Consider the following 16,314-nt stretch of genomic DNA (forward strand, 5'->3'; position numbering starts at 1 on the left):
TGGTACGATAACTCATACAGTCGTGTACGGGAAGTGGGGATTCATGTCGACCGCCTCTCCGCGGGTCAACGTCAAAAGGGCTGACGCTGTCCGCAACGTCGAGCGCATCCTTGACGCCGCGATTGCCTGCCTGGCCCAGCGTCACAACGCGACGATGGCCGACATCGCCAAGGAGGCCGGACTCGGGCGGGTGACCCTCTATGGTCACTTCGCTTCTCGGCCTGAGCTCATCGACGCCGTCGTCGCTCGCGTGATCGAGCGCGGCGAGCAGACGTTGGCCGAAGTCAACACCGAGGGAGACGCCCGCGAAGCGCTGGCCCGTGTGATCGAGAGCAGCTGGCAATTGGTGAATCAGTCGCGCTCGGTCATCGCCGCCGCTGCAGAGGAGCTCTCGCAGGAACGCATCCGCCAACTTCATGACAGCCCAGCAGCCAGAGTAGAATCACTGATTGAACGTGGTCGCCGCGACGGGTTGTTCAGAACCGATATGCCGACCTCATGGCAACTCGCCGTGGTCCACCAAGTCCTTCACGGCGCAGCGACCGAGATCGCCGGCCACCGCCTCGATCCCGCCGACGCGCCCCGGATCATCATCACGACCGTCTTCACGCTTCTCGACGCCCGCTGATCCGAGCCGAACTATCGCGGGCTGACGCTCCCAAACAGAATCGCCCTAAACGCATCCGAACACGTGCGGCCGGCCCTACCGCACCCCGTGTGCACACGAACACGCTGCATGCGCTGCAAAATTCTCCACGGCCGCCCAATCATGCTCGACCGGCTTAACGAACTCGAAGCAGACCTGTCACCCGCCGAACCATAGCCCAAGCAAAAGGGGCGGATCGGCGGGGTCGAAGGCCTCACCCTCACCCTGTCGTTCCTTGCCCCAGAAGCGCGCCGGCTTCGAGCGCCTGAATCCCACTACGTCTACGCAACTGGGCATTACTGCCGAAGTTTCCCCTCTAGCGCCACACCGCAGCGACTGGTTGATCGTCGGGCCAGACGGTTCATCCTTGGTGCGCTGTTGCCAGGCGCGGGCACGCTCCGTACTAACGGGCATCCCTGCTCCTGGTGTGGTCCTAGGAAGTGAACGTTGGCGGTCCGCTGTGTGGTCGTTGCACTTGCGCGAAGGCACTCGTGGCCGCCAATGTCTGTAGGGCGTCGAACAGCTCGTCACCTCGCGGTGATCGGGGATGGCTGTGAGCACCGGCCCGAAGAATCACTGTCCGTTGATGCACATGATGGGGCTACCGCTAGAGTCACCGAGATTGTCCTGGCTCTGCTGGTGTCCCACGCGCACCGCACCGTCGTAAGTCGAGTCGTCGAGACTGTCAGCTAGCTGGGGATCGAGACCGCTCTCGGAGAGTGCATCGGCCACCATTGCTGTGGACACGTCGGCGCTCTGGGGGTGCACACGCTGGCCCAGGCGGTGCAGAGCGGTCCCAGTGCGCTGTCGCCGGCCCTGCCATGCGCAGCAGCCAGGACACGGCCCAGTTGCTCGGACACTTCCATGTGGTGACGTTGCTGCTCGGAAACATCTGCGCCCTTGTTGAACACTGCCAAACCTATTTGCCGCCAATCGATCTCGATGTCGCGGCGCCGCGCGGTGTTGGCCAGGCACCGGTAGGTGGCCCACGCGAACGGGCATGCCGGGTCAAAATAGAACGTCACTGCGCTCATAGGTACTCCTTCAGGTCACGGACTGTTGGACGTGTTGGCTCACTGGGAGTCTGCCGCTTCCAATGCGGCGATAGCGGCCGAGAGTTCGGCGGACGCTTCGGTGGCCACCGGCGCAAGTTCGGCTTCTCCGGAGACCTCGACCATCAGGTCGGGGTTCATGGCCTCGATGATCGAGTTCGATGGATTGGTGGGGTCAACGCGGACCACGACATTGCAGGGCAACAGCAGACCGATCTGGCGATTGACTCCCAGTGCGCGATGGGCCAGAGGTGGATTACAGGCACCGAGGATCAGGTAGTTTTCCATGTCCACATCGAGCTTTGTTTTCAGGGTGTCTTTGACGTTGATCTCGGTGAGGATCCCAAAACCTTGGTCGGCCAGTGCGGCGCGGGTTCGTGCGACTGCCTCGTCGAACGGGAGGTGGAGAACAGTGGAGATGGACAGTGCCATAATAGTTTTCCTTCCGGGCGGGGTGTACTTGATCGGATTCAGCGGAGTTCGGTGCGGCGTGGTAGTCCCAGGCGGTGCATCAGCAGGCTGGCTGGGCACCAGCCAACGGCAGCGAAGAGCAGCAGGTTCGCCGCTACGAAGGCGGTCAGCAGCAGCCACCAGGTCGACAGGCCAGTAGCCAGGGCCAGGCTCACTAGAATCATGAATCCTGCCAGAAGTGGCACTGCTCGGTCGACCGTCCACCTAGCGGAAGTTGTTCGGGTGTTCATCGGGTAGAGGCCTTTCTGGTGGGTGCTTAGTGGGAAAACGAGATGGCGGGCAGAACCTTTCGGAGCCAGATCGGTGACCACCATGCTGCCCGTCCGGAGATCCGGAGCAGTGCTGGTAGGAGCATGAGCCTGATCAGGACTACGTCGAGCAGAACGGCAACACCGAGGATGATGCCCATCTCTTTGGGCGGCAACGGGTCTGCCAGTGCGAAGGTGAAGAACACTGCGACCATCACCGCTGCCGCGGCGAAGATGATGCGTCCCGAATGAGCCATGCCGTCGATCTGCGCAGTATCGGCATCGCCGGTGCGTTCAAAGTGTTCTTTGGCCGTGGCGAGCAGGAAGACGGTGTAGTCCATGGCGATGGCAAAGATCATCGCGAAGAAGAACACCGGGCCCCAGCCGTCGAGGAACCCTTGCGGGGTGAACCCAAGCAGCCCGGACAGGTGGCCGTCCTGAAAGATTAGCTTGGCGACACCGAACGCAGCCGCCGTCGACAGGAGGCTGACGACGGTGCCGATCAAGGCGATCAGTGGGGCTTGCAGCGAGACCAACAGTAGGACGAACCCGAGGATCAAGATGATGCCGACGATCAGCGGGAAGTAGTCGTTGAGAGCCTGTTGCAGATCAAGGTTCTCGGCCGGGGCGCCGCCGACCAGCGCATTAGCGGGGAGTCCGTGGCGCAGGTCATCGACAATAGTGCCTAGTTGGGCATCGGAGGGATCAACCGCAGGCAGTGCTTGCAACAACACGTAGTCGGTGCCGTCGAGCGCCGGTAGCGCAGGGGTGACCATGCTGATACCAGGGGTCTGTGCCGCCGCCGTGGCAGCCTGCTGCGCCTGTGCTGAAGGTGCAACGATCTGGAGCATGCCGGGGGCTCCCTCCCCCATCTGCTGCTGAACCAGTTCATAACCCTGACGCACTGGTGCCTCCTCGGGGACCACCGAGATCGACGGCATAGCCACCTTGAGCCCGATGACCGGAATAGCCAGCGCGATCAACACCGCCAGCGAGCCGAGTGCGAACGGCCACGGGTGGTTGTGCAGGATCTTGCCCCACCGTTCGAACAACGGCGAACGATGTTGCTGGCGTTTGACGTACGGGAGCGAAGCAGCGTTCACCTTCGGACCCAGTGCGCCTAGCGTGGCCGGGAGCAACGTCAACGTAGCCGCGAGAACAAACGTCACCGCGAGCATGATGCCCACAGCCATCGTCCGCACCGCCGGCGCCGGCACCAGCAACACCGCCGACAAACTCACCAGCACGGTCAAACCCGACAGCACCACAGCCTTACCGGCGGTATCCATCGTTTCGGCGACCGCATGAGCCTTGCTGGTGTGATGTCTGAGAGCGTCCCGGAATCGGGAGACGATGAACAGCGCGTAATCGATGCCCAGGGCGAGGGCGAACATCATCGCAAAATTCATAGCCCACACCGAGATCGGCGTCACCTGATTAAGCAAAACGAGGCCACCGGCCGACGCGACCAGGCCCGCGATGGTGAGCAGCAACGGCAGCCCCGCGGCCACAAGCGAACCGAAAGCCAAAACCATGATCGCCAGAGTGACCGGCCACGAGAACAATTCGGCCTTGATCATCGCGTCATGGTTGGCCTTATTGAAATCGCTCCACAAGGCCGAGGCCCCTGTGGGATACACCTCGACACCATCACGCGAGAGCTTGGTGAGCTCCCCCTTGACCTCGCCGACAGCCCGAACCATGTCGTCGGTGTTCGCATTCGCGCCGGCGATCAAGATGCCGGTGTGCTGATCCGGACTGATCGTCATCCCCGGTTGTGGGGGCACCACCGCTCCGAACCGGAAGTCACCGCCGAACACTGTCGTGGCATTCGCGATCGTTTCTTGCATCACCGGGCTGTTGATGGTGTCCCGGTCAGAATGAATGACGACCTGCACCGCAGCCGACGAGTTCCCGCCGAAGTGCTGGCCCGCCAGCTCCCGCACCTGCACCGACTCAGACCCGTTGGCCTGCCATCCGGCACCGGCCAAGGAAGAAAACACCGATGGCGCAGCCGCCCCGAGACCGACGAGCACCAACAACCAGACGGCGAAGACCCAGCGGGATCGCCCGGCCATCGCCGAACCCCACCGGCCCAGCAGACCAGGCGCTGAGGTCGGTGGCGAACTGGGCTGCTGATCGGTGGTCGAGATGGCGGGCATGCAATTGATCCTTTTCTCCGAGATACCGGGGCTAGATACCCCCTGGGGTATCTATTCACAACCCGAAGGTACCCCCGGGGGTATCAATGGGTCAACCCCCGATCGGATCGCGTTCCCATACCCCCTGGGGTACCCTGGCACTTGTTACACAGACAGAGAGGCATGTCCCGTGACCGATGACGAAGAATCAATGGCGGCTGTACTGAACCGACTCCGCCGGGCACAGGGACAACTCTCCGGGGTGATCACGATGATCGAAGCAGGCCGCGACTGCAAAGACGTCGTCACCCAACTGGCTGCAGTGTCCCGAGCTCTCGACCGCGCCGGGTTCAAAATCGTTGCATCGGGGATGCGTCAATGCATCAATGGCGCCGACGGCGACCAACCGCCCCTGACTGAAGCCGAACTGGAGAAACTGTTTCTCGCCTTAGCCTGACGGCCGTGCCCATGTCCATAACCAGGCAGCGACGTCGTGGACTGGCCACGGGATAGGAGCATTCCCCTTGGACTACTGCAGTCAAGGGGCGAAATACGCTGCTACGGAATGCAACGTCGGTGGCATGCGGCTGCGATCCCGGTCCGCGCAGTGGCCACCAGGCGCTAGCGCTCGGAGCCCACAATCATGCCGGCGACCTGGTTGAGTTGGGCACGCGGGTACCGGGTTCAGTGCCAAGATCGCCGGCTTCTGTGGATGCAGCTCGAAGCGATCGAACAACCGATCCCGCCATTCACCCAACCGGGCCGATGCCGACTCGTTAATCGGTAGGTCAGCGCCGTCTACGTCGGCGATATGGGTACCGCGAGTTCACGGGCCACCTGCCACATCCCTGCCGTGAAGGGCCTGCGCGACATGCCCATCTCCACAGTCGGGAGGGCCGGGCGATCACTAGTCAGGGAGGTTGTGGTCCTGCGGGCTGGCCCCATCCCGGATCCCGTGCATCCGTTCGGCTGCTGCCGATCGTTGGGGCTGGCGGTCTAACAGACGTCGAGGGGCTGGGAGCCACCAGTTCCATTGTCCGAGTAGCCGCATGAGGGCGGGTACGAGGATGAGTCTGACCAGAATGGCGTCGATGGCTACGGCGATGGCGAGGGCGAAGCCGATCTGTTTGAGTTCGAGCATGTTTGCGGTGATGAAGCTGCCGAAGACGACGACCATGATGGCTGCGGCTGCGGTGATGGGTCGGGCGGTGTGAGCGAGACCTGCTGCCACGGCGTGTTGGTTGTCGCCGGTGGCGGCCCAGTATTCGCGCATCCGGCCGATGAGGAATACCTCGTAGTCCATCGACAGACCGAATAGGACCGCGAATACCAGTGTCGGTAGGTAGGTTTGGATGAATCCGGGGCTGGTGAAGTCGAGCAGCGATTCACCGATGCCCCACTGGAACACCACCACGGTGATGCCGAGTGCCGCTCCCGTGGCCAGCAAGTTCATCAGTATTGCCTTGAGTGGCAGTGCGATACTGCGGAAAGCAACGATCAGGAAAAGGAAGGACACGGTCAGCACCAGGCCGATGACGATCGGCAATTTGGCGGTCATCTCGTTGTCGAGGTCGACGAACTCGGCAGTGCTGCCACCGATCAGGATGTCCGAGTCTGCCCCGACTTGTCGTGCGCTGCTTCGCAAGTCAGCGATGAGGTCGGTAGCTGCAGTGGAATCGAACGGCACCGACAGGATCAGCGAGGTAGCCAGTCGACCATCACTGATGGTGGAAGGTCCGAGAGCGGCTACCCGCGGATCCGCTTGTGCTTGGTCGAGGTACCGCGCGACGGCGTTGTGGCCGGCGTCGGTGAGTGGCCCGCCGGAGGTGTCAGTGGCTACGACTTCCACTGGGGACAGTGCGCCGGGAGGAAAGTGCGTGGTGAGGGTGGCTGCGGCTTGCCCCGATGGGGTATCGGACAGTGAGGTTGTACCCATGTCCAGCCCGTAGCGAATGCCTGTCAGCGGGAGCGCCGCAAGCAGCAGGATTGCTACGGCGATGCTGCCGTAGAGCGCCGGCCGTTTCATGATTCGGTAGGCCCACTGGCCCCACCGTGTCCGGGCGGCGTCGTCCAGGTCAGCTGATAGTTCGGCGGGTTGGCATCGGCGTGGCGTCTGCCCGCAGTTAATTCTGGGGCCGAGCACGGCCAACAATGCAGGCAGCAGGCATAGGCCGACGACGAGCATGGCGGTGACTGCCGTAGCGACGCCGATAGCAATCCCCCGGAAGATGGGGGCTGGGATGACGACCAGCGAGGCCAGGGAAATCATCACGATCACCCCCGACGCCAGAATCGTGCGGCCCGTGGTCGCCAGGGTGCGGGCGACGGCGGCGTCGATCCTGTCTTGGTCGGATCGGTCAACAATTGCGCCGGCGTTGAGTTCTTCGCGGTAACGGCTGACGATGAACATGGCGTAGTCGATACCTACTCCGATGCCGATCATCGTGGCCACCGACATCGTCAGCGAGTCAAAGTCGGTCACTGCGGTGAGGACAAACAACGTGCCTGCCGTGAGCAACAATCCCACCAGCGCCGCCACAACCGGCACCACCGCGGCAGTTACCGCACCCAGTGCAATGACCAGCAGAATCAAAGCCACTGGGATACCGATCATCTCTGCCCGTTGCGCGTCGCTGTTCTGGATCTCGGTGGCGTCGTTTTGGATTGGTGAGTAGCCGGTGACTGCGACCTTGATCTGCGGGCTATCAAAGCGCGACAGCTCATGTTGGAGGGTGCGTGCCACCATGGCCCGGTCCGCCATGTCACCGTCGATTCCGACCAGCGCTACAGCTACACCACGATCATTCGGCGACACCAGCTGTTGCCCACCGACGTCGTAGGGACCAGTCACCTCGCGCGCACCCTCCACCGAACGAGCTGCCGCGATCGCCTGGTCGACAACCTGACGGAACTCAGGGCTATCCACGGACACGTCGGCTCCGTCGAAGACGATGACGTCCTGCTCGGCCCCCAATTGAGGAAAGTGCTGCGCCAGGATCGCGTCGACGTGTTCGGACTCAGACCCGGCAATCCCGAAATCCATTGCCGTCAAACGCCGCTCCAGTGGCCCGAACGCCATCGCGCAGACCACGATGATCAACGCCCAGCTCACCAGGACCGGCCACCGCCGCCGGCTCACCCATCTGCCCCACCGAGACAACACCGAGCCAGGGGCTAGACCGATGCGTGGCGGCGTCGCCACTGTGACTTTCACCATATTCGGACGATAACATCGAATATCAACGATGAATAGACCTGTTGAAGATCGGCGACAACGGCTATCATCGTCGCATGGCGATTAAAAGTGATGGGTGTGCGCCGACTACAGTAGACGCGGACTCACGTGTCGATGCAGCAGTTGCGCTGTTCCACAGTCTCTCGGACGCAACACGTTTGGCTATCGTGCGGCAACTGGCCGGTGGGGAGGCCCGGGTGGCTGACTTGGTGGCCGAGCTCGGTTTGGCGCAGTCGACGGTGTCAGCCCACGTGGGGTGTCTACGTGATTGCGGCCTCGTACAGGGCCGGCCCCAGGGCCGCCAGGTGTTCTATTCACTGTCGCGCCCTGAACTGATGGATCTGCTGGCGTCAGCGGAAACCCTGCTCGCAGCAACGGGCAATGCGGTCACGTTATGCCCGAATTACGGTGTCGCATCTGGAGTGAGCGGCGATGAGTGATGCCTGCGGCTGCGGCCACGACGAAGCCCCCGAGGACGACGAAGCCGGCGCCGACCCTGCACGCTGGTGGCAGGTCCTAGAGATCAAAGCTGCGATCGTCGCTGGGATATTGCTCGTGGCAGCACTCATCACCAGCGTGATCGAAGGCCCCCAATATCTCGAAGTGGGACTGCAAGTGGGTGCGCTGGTTATCGCCGGCTACACGTTTGTGCCCTCCACACTGCGCCGACTAGCCCGAGGCAAGATCGGGGTCGGCACCTTGATGACCATCGCCGCGGTCGGGGCGGTCATGCTCGGGGAAGTCGGCGAGGCGGCCATGCTCGCTTTTCTGTTCGCGATCAGCGAAGGACTCGAGGAATACGCCGTTACCAGGACCCGCCGAGGCTTGCGGGCACTGCTCTCGCTCGTGCCGGACACCGCCACCGTGCGACGCGGTGGCCGTGAACTCCTCGTGTCCCCCACCGACCTCGTGGTCGGCGACACCATGATCGTCAAACCCGGTGAGCGTCTTGCCACGGACGGCACGATCAGTTCCGGACACACTGCGCTCGACACCTCGGCGATCACCGGTGAGTCGGTTCCAACCGAAGCGGGACCCGGTAACGAGGTCTACGCCGGCTTCATCAATGGCACCGGCGCCCTGGAAGTGACGGTCACTGCTGCTGCGCACGACAATTCTCTGGCCAAAATTGTGCGGATTGTGGAGGCCGAACAGTCCCGCAAAGGCCAGGCCCAGCGACTGGCCGACAAGATCGCCCGCCCGTTGGTTCCCTCGGTGATGATCGCTGCCGGTGTCATCGCCGGTGTTGGCAGTGCCTTCGGAGACCCGCGAGTGTGGGTTGAACGGGCCTTGGTTGTCTTGGTTGCCGCCTCGCCGTGCGCGCTGGCGATCGCGATACCGGTGACCGTGGTCGCCGCGATCGGGGCCGCCTCCAAACTCGGTGTCTTGATCAAGGGGGGCGCCGCCCTCGAGGCGCTCGGCCGAATCCGTACCGTTGCGCTCGACAAAACCGGCACCCTGACCCGCAATCAGCCCTCAGTCGTTGACATTACGACCACCGGTGGTGCCTCACGCGCCGAGGTACTTACCGTCGCTGCGGCGCTCGAAGCGCGCAGTGAACATCCCCTCGCCCGCGCCATTTTGGCTGCCGCCGCTGACCCGGTCACTCCCGCCGACGACGTGGACGCGGTCACCGGCGCCGGCCTCGTCGGATCTGTCGAGGGCCACCCTGTTCGGCTGGGACGGCCGGGCTGGATCGAGGCTGGCGCCTTGAGCGATGACATCGATCGCATGCAACGAGCAGGTGCCACGGCCGTACTCATCGAACGCGACGGCACCGTCATCGGCGCCATTGCCGTGCGCGATGAACTTCGACCCGAAGCACCCACCGTGGTTGCTGGTCTACGCCGCGATGGCTACTCGGTGGCCATGCTCACCGGTGACAACGCGCGCACCGCCGCCGCGCTGGCCGAACAAGCCTGCATTGAGAACGTGCACGCCGATCTACGGCCAGAGGACAAAGCCCGCATCATCGACACGCTGCGCGCCCACCAACCCACCGCCATGGTGGGCGACGGCGTCAACGACGCTCCCGCTTTGGCCACCGCCGATTTGGGTATCGCCATGGGCGCCATGGGCACTGACGTCGCGATCGAAACCGCAGACGTCGCACTAATGGGTGAAGACCTGCGTCATCTGCCTTCTGCCCTTACCCACGCCCGCCGATCACGCACCATCATGCTGCAAAATGTGGGCCTCTCCCTGGCCATCATCATCGTCCTGATGCCCCTGGCCCTATTCGGCGTCTTAGGCCTTGCTGCGGTTGTCCTCGTCCATGAAATCGCGGAGATCGTCGTCATCGGCAACGGGGTGCGCGCGGGACGCACCACACGTCTGCACCTTCCCGACAACTCGACGACCGCCGACCGCCCACTAGCAAAGACCACACTATGAACATTGACGACAACGCCGCCCACCACGATCAGTCGATCGTGGTGGCACCAGCACCACAGCGGCGGCGAGTCCTGGTCGCGGTCGCCGCCACCTTGGCCGCCGTCGCACTCATCCTCGATCCCATCGCCCGAAACGCCCTATCCGACGGCCGAACTATTGACCTCGGGTTGCTCCAACTCGACCTCGCCTACAACACCGGGGTCGCTTTTAGCCTCGGCAACCAGCTGCCCACCGCGGTGATCCTCGCCCTCACCAGCCTCATCACCCTCGGCTTCGCGATCTATGCCTGGCGCACCGCATCTGAGCAACGAATGCTGCAGACCATCAGCTTCGCCGCCATCATCGCTGGCGCCGCCGCCAACGTCATCGACCGTCTCCTCGACGGCAAAGTCACCGACTACTTCCACACCGGGTGGTGGCCCACCTTCAACCTCGCCGACACCTACATCACCTGCGGCGTAGTCGTCCTAGTCCTCACCGTTCTATTCGAACCCGGCTTCACCCGCACATCCGAAAACAACAACTAATTGCTACTGGCCCACCACCTGTAGGGTCAGTGCGCCGCACCAGTGTTGTTCTGGCGGCGAATGAATTCGGCCATGCCCGGAACGGTGAATGCCACGACTCCGCGTTCAGGCGCCCAGATCAGGCCTTTCTTGATGCAGGCGTCGCGGTGCGGTGCCACCGACTGCATGGAGCTGCCCAGCGCTGTGGCGATCGCAGACGACCGTGGCTGATCGGTGCCGCTCACCGCCATGGCGTGTAGATACCGCCGTTCGGTCTCGGTCGCACGGAGCCACCGTGAACTGTAGAAACCGGCATCGAGGGAGGCGTGGCCGGTGCTCACCGCATCTTCGGCTTCAAGCAGCCTGAACGGTGATTCTGTTGCCGCACGCCACAATTCGTAGCCGAAGACTTGCAGGAAGTACGGGTAGCCGGCACTGGCAGTGACCACATAGTCAGCGGCCTCGTCGGTAACGGCCTGACCCAGCCGGGAAATCGGCGCGACAATGGCCGCCCGCGCCTCATCCTTAGACACAGGTCCGATGGTGCGGTAGTCAAATTGGCGTTCAGCGTAGGACCGTGCATCAGCCAACACTTGAGGGAGGTTCGGAAGTCCCGCCCCCACCACGAAGAACGGCCATCCCCGTTGAGCGGCACGGTGCTGGGTTGCTAACAAGACTTGCAGCAGCGGGGCCTCGAGTTCCTGCATTTCGTCGACGAATAGCCCGAATGCGTTGCCCTCCTTGCGGAGTTCATCGCACAACTCTTCAACGAGATCTTCGAACTCGACCCCTAACGATGCCTGCGGAGGCGGTGCGGCTTTCGACACACTAACCCCGGTGCCGAACGCAGTCGCCGACACCGAGAACTCCTCGGTCATCGCCCGGAGCCGGTCCACGATCGGCCGGGCGAACTTGCGGCGGCGCAGCGCACGGATGACGTCTTTGGAGATACGCCTGCGCAGCGCTTCGGCGCCTTCCTGACTCGTCTGCGCTTCGACCTCGACAACGACCCAATCGTTACGTCGCGCCTGGTCAGCCATGGTCGCCAGCAACGTGGTCTTGCCGACTCCCCGCAGTCCTTGCAACATCAACCCTCGGTCGTAGTGGCGTTGTTTGGCCCGGGCGACCAGTAGATCGAAACGCTCGAGCTCCCGGGTGCGACCCACCAGCTCGGGTGGTCGTGTACCCGAACCGGGCGTAAACGGATTAAGGCCAGATTCCACCAGCAGACACTAGCAAAGTATGGGGTTGTATAACGCCACGACTTATACGCTCCGATACGGCCTTACAGTCCGTCCTGCTGTCCGGACGCAGTAGTAGGTGCACGCACTGTCACCCTCGACATAAGCCCTTCGCTGCGGTTTCGGGTGGCCGAATATATAGTTTCGGCTACCCGTTAGACTGCGGGCATCGAACAGGAGGGCGCTGTGGTGGCAACGAGTGGAGTGCGTCCCCGGCTGGCCCGGGTTCGGGTGAGTTCAACGCTGCTCGGGCCTGCTTTCGTCGCAGCGATCGCCTATGTGGATCCCGGCAACGTCGCATCGAACATCAGCGCTGGCGCAGAGTTCGTGTATTTGCTGGTGTGGGTCATCGTGGCCGCGAATGTGATGGCCGGGCTGGTGCAGTATCTATCAGCGAAGTTGGGTGTGGTCACGGGTATGTCGTTGCCCGAAGCGGTGCGCGGCCGTTCTTCTCGTTCGACTCGGCTCGGGTATTGGGTGCAGGCCGAGCTGGTGGCGATGGCGACCGATTTGGCTGAAGTGGTCGGCGGCGCCATTGCACTAAATCTGCTGTTCGATCTGCCGTTGCTGGTGGGCGGGGTGATTACCGGGTTGGTCTCGATGGGGCTGTTGCTGGCGCAAGACCGTAGCGGCCAACGCCCGTTCGAGCGGGTCATCATTGGGTTGTTGGCGGTTATCGCGATTGGGTTCCTCACCAGTGTGGTCGTTGAACCGCCGTCGCCGGCCGCGGCAGCTGAGGGCCTCATTCCACGTTTCGAGGGAACCGAGAGCGTGATGTTGGCCGCGGCGATGCTCGGTGCCACGGTTATGCCCCACGCTGTGTATCTGCATTCGGGACTGGTGCGAGACCGCCACGGTGTCAACGGGCCTGGACCACTGCGGCGACGACTGCTCCGCGTGACCCGCGTCGATGTGGCACTGGCCATGCTGTTAGCAGGGGCAGTCAACATGTCGATGCTGCTGCTAGCAGCCACCAACCTGCAAGGCAGAGACGACGTCGACACCATCGAAGGCGCCCATGAGGCTATCGGGGACACCCTCGGGCCAGTCGTGGCATTGCTGTTCGCTTTGGGTCTTCTTGCGTCTGGACTGGCATCGACATCTGTCGGCGCCTATGCCGGCGCCATGATCATGGATGGGTTGCTGCAGCGCCGGATACCGATCGTGGTGCGGCGGCTGGTGACGTTGATTCCCGCCATCGCCATCCTTGCCGTGGGTATCGACCCCACCCAGGCCCTGATCGTGTCTCAGGTCATCTTGTCGTTCGGCATCCCCTTCGCTTTGGTTCCGCTGGTGCGATTTACCAGTGACCGTGCACTGATGGGTGAGGACACCAACCACCACGTCACCAGCTCTCTCGCCTGGCTCACCGCGGCGGTGATCATTGTCTTGAGCGTTGCCTTGATCTATCTGACTGTTCTGGGCTAGAGCAGCGATCGCTCCCGTTCGACCACTGTGCTCGTGGTGTTGCAGAGCCCGGCTTCGCCTACATCGACGCTCCTACACCACCATTCTTAGTGTCGGCCACCGGCGATTTCTCCAGGTTCGCCGCGGTGCCTACGCTGGTGGGATGAGTACAGCGCCCGCCGATTCGATCGACGTTCGACGTGCGGCAGCAGCGAGCATCGGGTGGGCGCTGGCCTGGGTCGGGGCGGCTGTGGCGATTGCGGTGACGGCCATTTCTGCCAGTACCGTGCTGGATCTGGTGGGGGTCGGCGATCCGGGCATTCTGACTCGCTACGGTCTGCCCGCGGTGCAGACGATGGGTGAGATAGGTGCAGTGGTCGCTGTTGGTGGAACGTTGTTTGCCGCATTTTTTGTTCCCCCGCAATCAGACGGGGTCCTCGATGTCGGGGGGTACCGCGCGCTGCGGTCTGCTGCTGTGGGCGCAGTGGTGTGGATGGTGTGCGCGCTGCTGATGGTCCCGTTGACCGTCTCGGACACGACCGGGTTCGCGGTATCGGAAGTGGTATCAGTCGACCGGTTGCTCACTGCGGTCGACCAGGTCGCCGACGCCCGATCCTGGCTCTGGACAGCGCTGTTCGCCCTGATGTGCGCGGTTGTTACACGGATCGCGCTCCGGTGGACGTGGACGCTGGTCGCGTTCCCGCTGGCTCTGCTGACCCTGATGCCCACAGCCCTGGCCGGCCACTCCTCGACCGGCGGCAGCCACGACATCGCGACCAATAGCCTGATCCTGCACATCGTGGGCGCATGCATCTGGATGGGCGGTCTGTTCGCAGTCCTCGTTTATGCTCGCGGACACGGCCACTTCACCGCACTCGCGGTCCGGCGCTACTCCCGAATCGCCCTGGGGTGCCTGGTCGTCGTCGGAGCCAGTGGAGTCATCAACGCACTCATCCGGGTGCACCTGGACCAATTGTTCACCGACACCTACGGACAGCTGGTCCTAGCAAAAGTCGCAGCGCTGCTCCTACTGGGTGGTTGTGGTGCCTGGCACCGGCGCATCACAATTCCGGCGGTAACCGGCAACGGCGGCGACCGTCAACCATTGATTCGCTTCGCCGTCGTCGAACTGCTGATATTCGCAGCAACTTTCGGGATCGCTGTCGGGTTGTCGCGGACACCGCCGCCAGAGAATGTGAATCCCGCAGAGATGCCGGCAACCGAACTGATCCTCGGTTACCGTCTCGACCAGGCACCCACGTTCGGTGAGATCGTCGTCGGCTGGCGCTTTGATCTGCTGTTCGGCACCCTCGCGATCGTCATGGCCGCCCTATACCTGCGCGGGGTCCACCGTCTCCGCAAACGGGGTGATGCCTGGCCGGTGGGGCGCACCATCGCATGGCTGCTGGGTTGTGCCGCAGTGCTATTCGCGACGTCATCAGGCCTGGGCAAGTACGCTCCGGCCCTGTTCAGCATCCACATGATCGCGCACATGATGTTGTCGATGCTGGCGCCGGTGCTCCTGGTCCTCGGCGGACCGGTCACGCTGGCGCTGCGGGCCATCGCGCCGGCTGGCCGGTCCTCTCCCCCCGGCCCACGCGAGTGGATCCTGTCCGTGCTGCACAGCCCGTTCTCGCGGCTGTTGACCCATCCTCTGGTGGCGTCGGTGCTGTTCGTCGGAAGCTATTACGTGCTGTACCTCGGTGGGCTCTTCGACGTCCTCACTGAATACCATGCGGCGCACGTCGCGATGAATCTGCACTTTCTGCTCAGCGGGTACCTGTTCTACTGGGTGGTGATCGGGATCGACCCGGCCCCACGAAAGCTATCCCCAGTCACAAAACTGGCAATGGTGTTCGGCTCGTTACCTTTTCATGCCTTCTTCGGTGTTGCGTTGATGAGTACCGACAGCGTCATTGCCCGCACCTACTACAACAGCCTTCTGCTGCCGTGGAACCCGAATCAGCTGAACGATCAACGTTTGGGCGGAGGTATCGCATGGGCGGCCGGTGAAATCCCACTGGTGCTCGTGATGTTGGCGTTGCTGGTCCAGTGGTCTCGCCAGGATAAACGCCAAGCCACCCGCTTTGATCGCCGTGAAGATCGCGATCACAATGCCGAATTAGTCAGCTACAACGCGATGTTGGCGCAGATGGCCGGCCCCTCGACCCGCCCGGTGACCGCGACTGATTCCACCAGCACCGCCGCACCCACAGCGTCGCCCCAGCCGCCGGCCGACGCACAGTCAGAACCCCCTGAGCGTCGCTAGAGTTCGAGGCCCAAGTGCTGGCCGACCACGTCGGCGAGTTCGTCGGCCGACTCGAACACCTGCGGCAAAACCGCGGCCACGGTTCCATCGGCGCGGACCAGCACGGTGCAGGGATAGACACGGGGCACCGACAGCGCAGCGGCAAGTCGGGCGTCGGTATCGACGACAGTCGGTAGGTTCACGCCGGTCTCGATCAGCAAATTCAGTGACAGCAGCGGGTTTTGCGAACCCTCCCGCCCTTGAACGGTAAGCACCCGCATTCGGTCACCAGCTCGGGCGGCGAAGTCGGCAACCACCGGCAGCTCGGTGCGGCACGGCCCGCACCAGTGCGCCCAGATATTGATCAGTAGCGGTCGCCCGGCTGTAGCGCTACCCAGGTCCACGGTGGCGCCGTCGGCGAGACAGGACAGGACGATTCCGGTCAACGCTGACCCTGGCGCGGGCGGGGTGCCATCACCGACTGGGCAGGGTTGCAGGGCCGCCCGCTCGCGGGCCTGGGCCATGTCCTGCTCGCTGACGTCCGCGTTGATGCCGGGCAGTGGCGCACTGGGGTTGACTCCCGGATCGACTGGCTCTGAGGCAGTCTCGGTGGCCCGGGGCCAGATCGCCACAATCATGGCCACAATGACGATGAGTGCGGCGATCGACCACCGGGCCGAGCCCGACACGTGAACACGGGGCATCATCGTCGCCTTCACCGTCCT

At 63.2% G+C, this 16,314-nt stretch carries 13 protein-coding genes and 1 pseudogene; 7 read left to right on the top strand and 7 right to left on the bottom strand.

The genetic code is table 11. From position 1 onward, the window contains the following. The first annotated feature begins 43 nt into the window (after positions 1 to 43). Positions 44 to 628 (top strand): TetR/AcrR family transcriptional regulator, encoded by a 585-nt coding sequence (locus KXR83_RS24965; protein ID WP_038252471.1) that lies wholly within the window; start codon positions 44 to 46, stop codon positions 626 to 628. Between the two features lie 591 nt (positions 629 to 1,219). On the opposite strand, the pseudogene KXR83_RS24970 reads toward KXR83_RS24965, so the two are convergent. The 4 genes and pseudogenes from KXR83_RS24970 to KXR83_RS24985 form a co-directional block, all read right to left on the bottom strand. Then, positions 1,220 to 1,680: pseudogene (locus tag KXR83_RS24970) on the bottom strand (mycothiol-dependent nitroreductase Rv2466c family protein). 39 nt (positions 1,681 to 1,719) lie between these two features. Further along, positions 1,720 to 2,130, bottom strand: coding sequence for a DUF302 domain-containing protein (locus tag KXR83_RS24975; RefSeq protein WP_437427111.1), 411 nt, complete (start codon positions 2,128 to 2,130; stop codon positions 1,720 to 1,722). Positions 2,131 to 2,168: 38 nt separating this feature from the next. After that, a complete protein-coding gene (locus KXR83_RS24980) occupies positions 2,169 to 2,399 on the bottom strand; it encodes a YgaP family membrane protein (RefSeq protein WP_031331613.1) in 231 nt (76 codons plus the stop codon). Between the two features lie 26 nt (positions 2,400 to 2,425). Next, on the bottom strand, positions 2,426 to 4,579 hold the full coding sequence (locus KXR83_RS24985) for an MMPL family transporter (RefSeq protein WP_023955828.1): 2,154 nt from the start codon (positions 4,577 to 4,579) through the stop codon (positions 2,426 to 2,428). A gap of 169 nt (positions 4,580 to 4,748) precedes the next feature. On the opposite strand from KXR83_RS24985, the gene KXR83_RS24990 reads away from it, so the two are divergent. Beyond that, a complete protein-coding gene (locus KXR83_RS24990) occupies positions 4,749 to 5,015 on the top strand; it encodes a metal-sensitive transcriptional regulator (RefSeq protein ID WP_023955829.1) in 267 nt (88 codons plus the stop codon). Between the two features lie 450 nt (positions 5,016 to 5,465). Here KXR83_RS24990 and KXR83_RS24995 read toward each other — a convergent pair whose 3' ends face one another. Next, positions 5,466 to 7,775 (bottom strand): MMPL family transporter, encoded by a 2,310-nt coding sequence (locus tag KXR83_RS24995; RefSeq protein ID WP_437427112.1) that lies wholly within the window; start codon positions 7,773 to 7,775, stop codon positions 5,466 to 5,468. A 74-nt stretch (positions 7,776 to 7,849) separates the two neighbouring features. Between KXR83_RS24995 and KXR83_RS25000 the strand changes: the two genes are divergently transcribed. From KXR83_RS25000 to lspA, 3 genes are read left to right on the top strand one after another with little or no spacing between them, the layout of a single operon-like run. Beyond that, positions 7,850 to 8,233, top strand: coding sequence for an ArsR/SmtB family transcription factor (locus KXR83_RS25000; protein ID WP_023955830.1), 384 nt, complete (start codon positions 7,850 to 7,852; stop codon positions 8,231 to 8,233). Next, entirely contained in the window at positions 8,226 to 10,187 is a 1,962-nt protein-coding gene (locus KXR83_RS25005; RefSeq protein ID WP_437427113.1) for a heavy metal translocating P-type ATPase, read from the top strand. The genes KXR83_RS25000 and KXR83_RS25005 overlap by 8 nt, the downstream gene beginning before the upstream one ends. After that, a complete protein-coding gene (gene lspA / locus KXR83_RS25010) occupies positions 10,184 to 10,714 on the top strand; it encodes a signal peptidase II (RefSeq protein ID WP_023955831.1) in 531 nt (176 codons plus the stop codon). The genes KXR83_RS25005 and lspA overlap by 4 nt, the downstream gene beginning before the upstream one ends. Before the next feature lie 26 nt (positions 10,715 to 10,740). Here the strand turns inward: lspA and KXR83_RS25015 are convergent, their stop codons facing one another. Continuing rightward, positions 10,741 to 11,916, bottom strand: a complete 1,176-nt coding sequence (locus KXR83_RS25015; protein WP_023955832.1) for an ATP-binding protein — start codon at positions 11,914 to 11,916, stop codon at positions 10,741 to 10,743. 207 nt (positions 11,917 to 12,123) lie between these two features. On the opposite strand from KXR83_RS25015, the gene KXR83_RS25020 reads away from it, so the two are divergent. Together KXR83_RS25020 and KXR83_RS25025 are read left to right on the top strand one after the other, a co-directional pair. After that, complete coding sequence (locus KXR83_RS25020) at positions 12,124 to 13,362, top strand: Nramp family divalent metal transporter (RefSeq protein ID WP_437427119.1); 1,239 nt, start codon at positions 12,124 to 12,126, stop codon at positions 13,360 to 13,362. 142 nt (positions 13,363 to 13,504) lie between these two features. Next, positions 13,505 to 15,610, top strand: coding sequence for a cytochrome c oxidase assembly protein (locus KXR83_RS25025; protein WP_023955833.1), 2,106 nt, complete (start codon positions 13,505 to 13,507; stop codon positions 15,608 to 15,610). On the opposite strand, the gene KXR83_RS25030 is transcribed toward KXR83_RS25025, so the two are convergent. After that, a complete protein-coding gene (locus tag KXR83_RS25030; protein ID WP_235189436.1) occupies positions 15,607 to 16,293 on the bottom strand; it encodes a TlpA family protein disulfide reductase in 687 nt (228 codons plus the stop codon). The genes KXR83_RS25025 and KXR83_RS25030 overlap by 4 nt on opposite strands. Positions 16,294 to 16,314 lie beyond the last annotated feature (21 nt).

The sequence above is a fragment of the Williamsia muralis genome, assembly GCF_051487485.1.
GTDB lineage: Bacteria > Actinomycetota > Actinomycetes > Mycobacteriales > Mycobacteriaceae > Williamsia > Williamsia muralis_B.

What these genes read in the sequence shown, in the direction of transcription:
- KXR83_RS24965 (WP_038252471.1), top strand. Translation starts at nt 44, where the DNA reads ATGTCGACCGCCTCTCCGCGGGTCAACGTCAAAAGGGCTGACGCTGTC.
- KXR83_RS24975 (WP_437427111.1), bottom strand. Translation starts at nt 2,130, where the DNA reads ATGGCACTGTCCATCTCCACTGTTCTCCACCTCCCGTTCGACGAGGCA.
- KXR83_RS24980 (WP_031331613.1), bottom strand. Translation starts at nt 2,399, where the DNA reads ATGAACACCCGAACAACTTCCGCTAGGTGGACGGTCGACCGAGCAGTG.
- KXR83_RS24985 (WP_023955828.1), bottom strand. Translation starts at nt 4,579, where the DNA reads ATGCCCGCCATCTCGACCACCGATCAGCAGCCCAGTTCGCCACCGACC.
- KXR83_RS24995 (WP_437427112.1), bottom strand. Translation starts at nt 7,775, where the DNA reads ATGGTGAAAGTCACAGTGGCGACGCCGCCACGCATCGGTCTAGCCCCT.
- KXR83_RS25000 (WP_023955830.1), top strand. Translation starts at nt 7,850, where the DNA reads ATGGCGATTAAAAGTGATGGGTGTGCGCCGACTACAGTAGACGCGGAC.
- KXR83_RS25005 (WP_437427113.1), top strand. Translation starts at nt 8,226, where the DNA reads ATGAGTGATGCCTGCGGCTGCGGCCACGACGAAGCCCCCGAGGACGAC.
- lspA (WP_023955831.1), top strand. Translation starts at nt 10,184, where the DNA reads ATGAACATTGACGACAACGCCGCCCACCACGATCAGTCGATCGTGGTG.
- KXR83_RS25025 (WP_023955833.1), top strand. Translation starts at nt 13,505, where the DNA reads ATGAGTACAGCGCCCGCCGATTCGATCGACGTTCGACGTGCGGCAGCA.
- KXR83_RS25030 (WP_235189436.1), bottom strand. Translation starts at nt 16,293, where the DNA reads ATGCCCCGTGTTCACGTGTCGGGCTCGGCCCGGTGGTCGATCGCCGCA.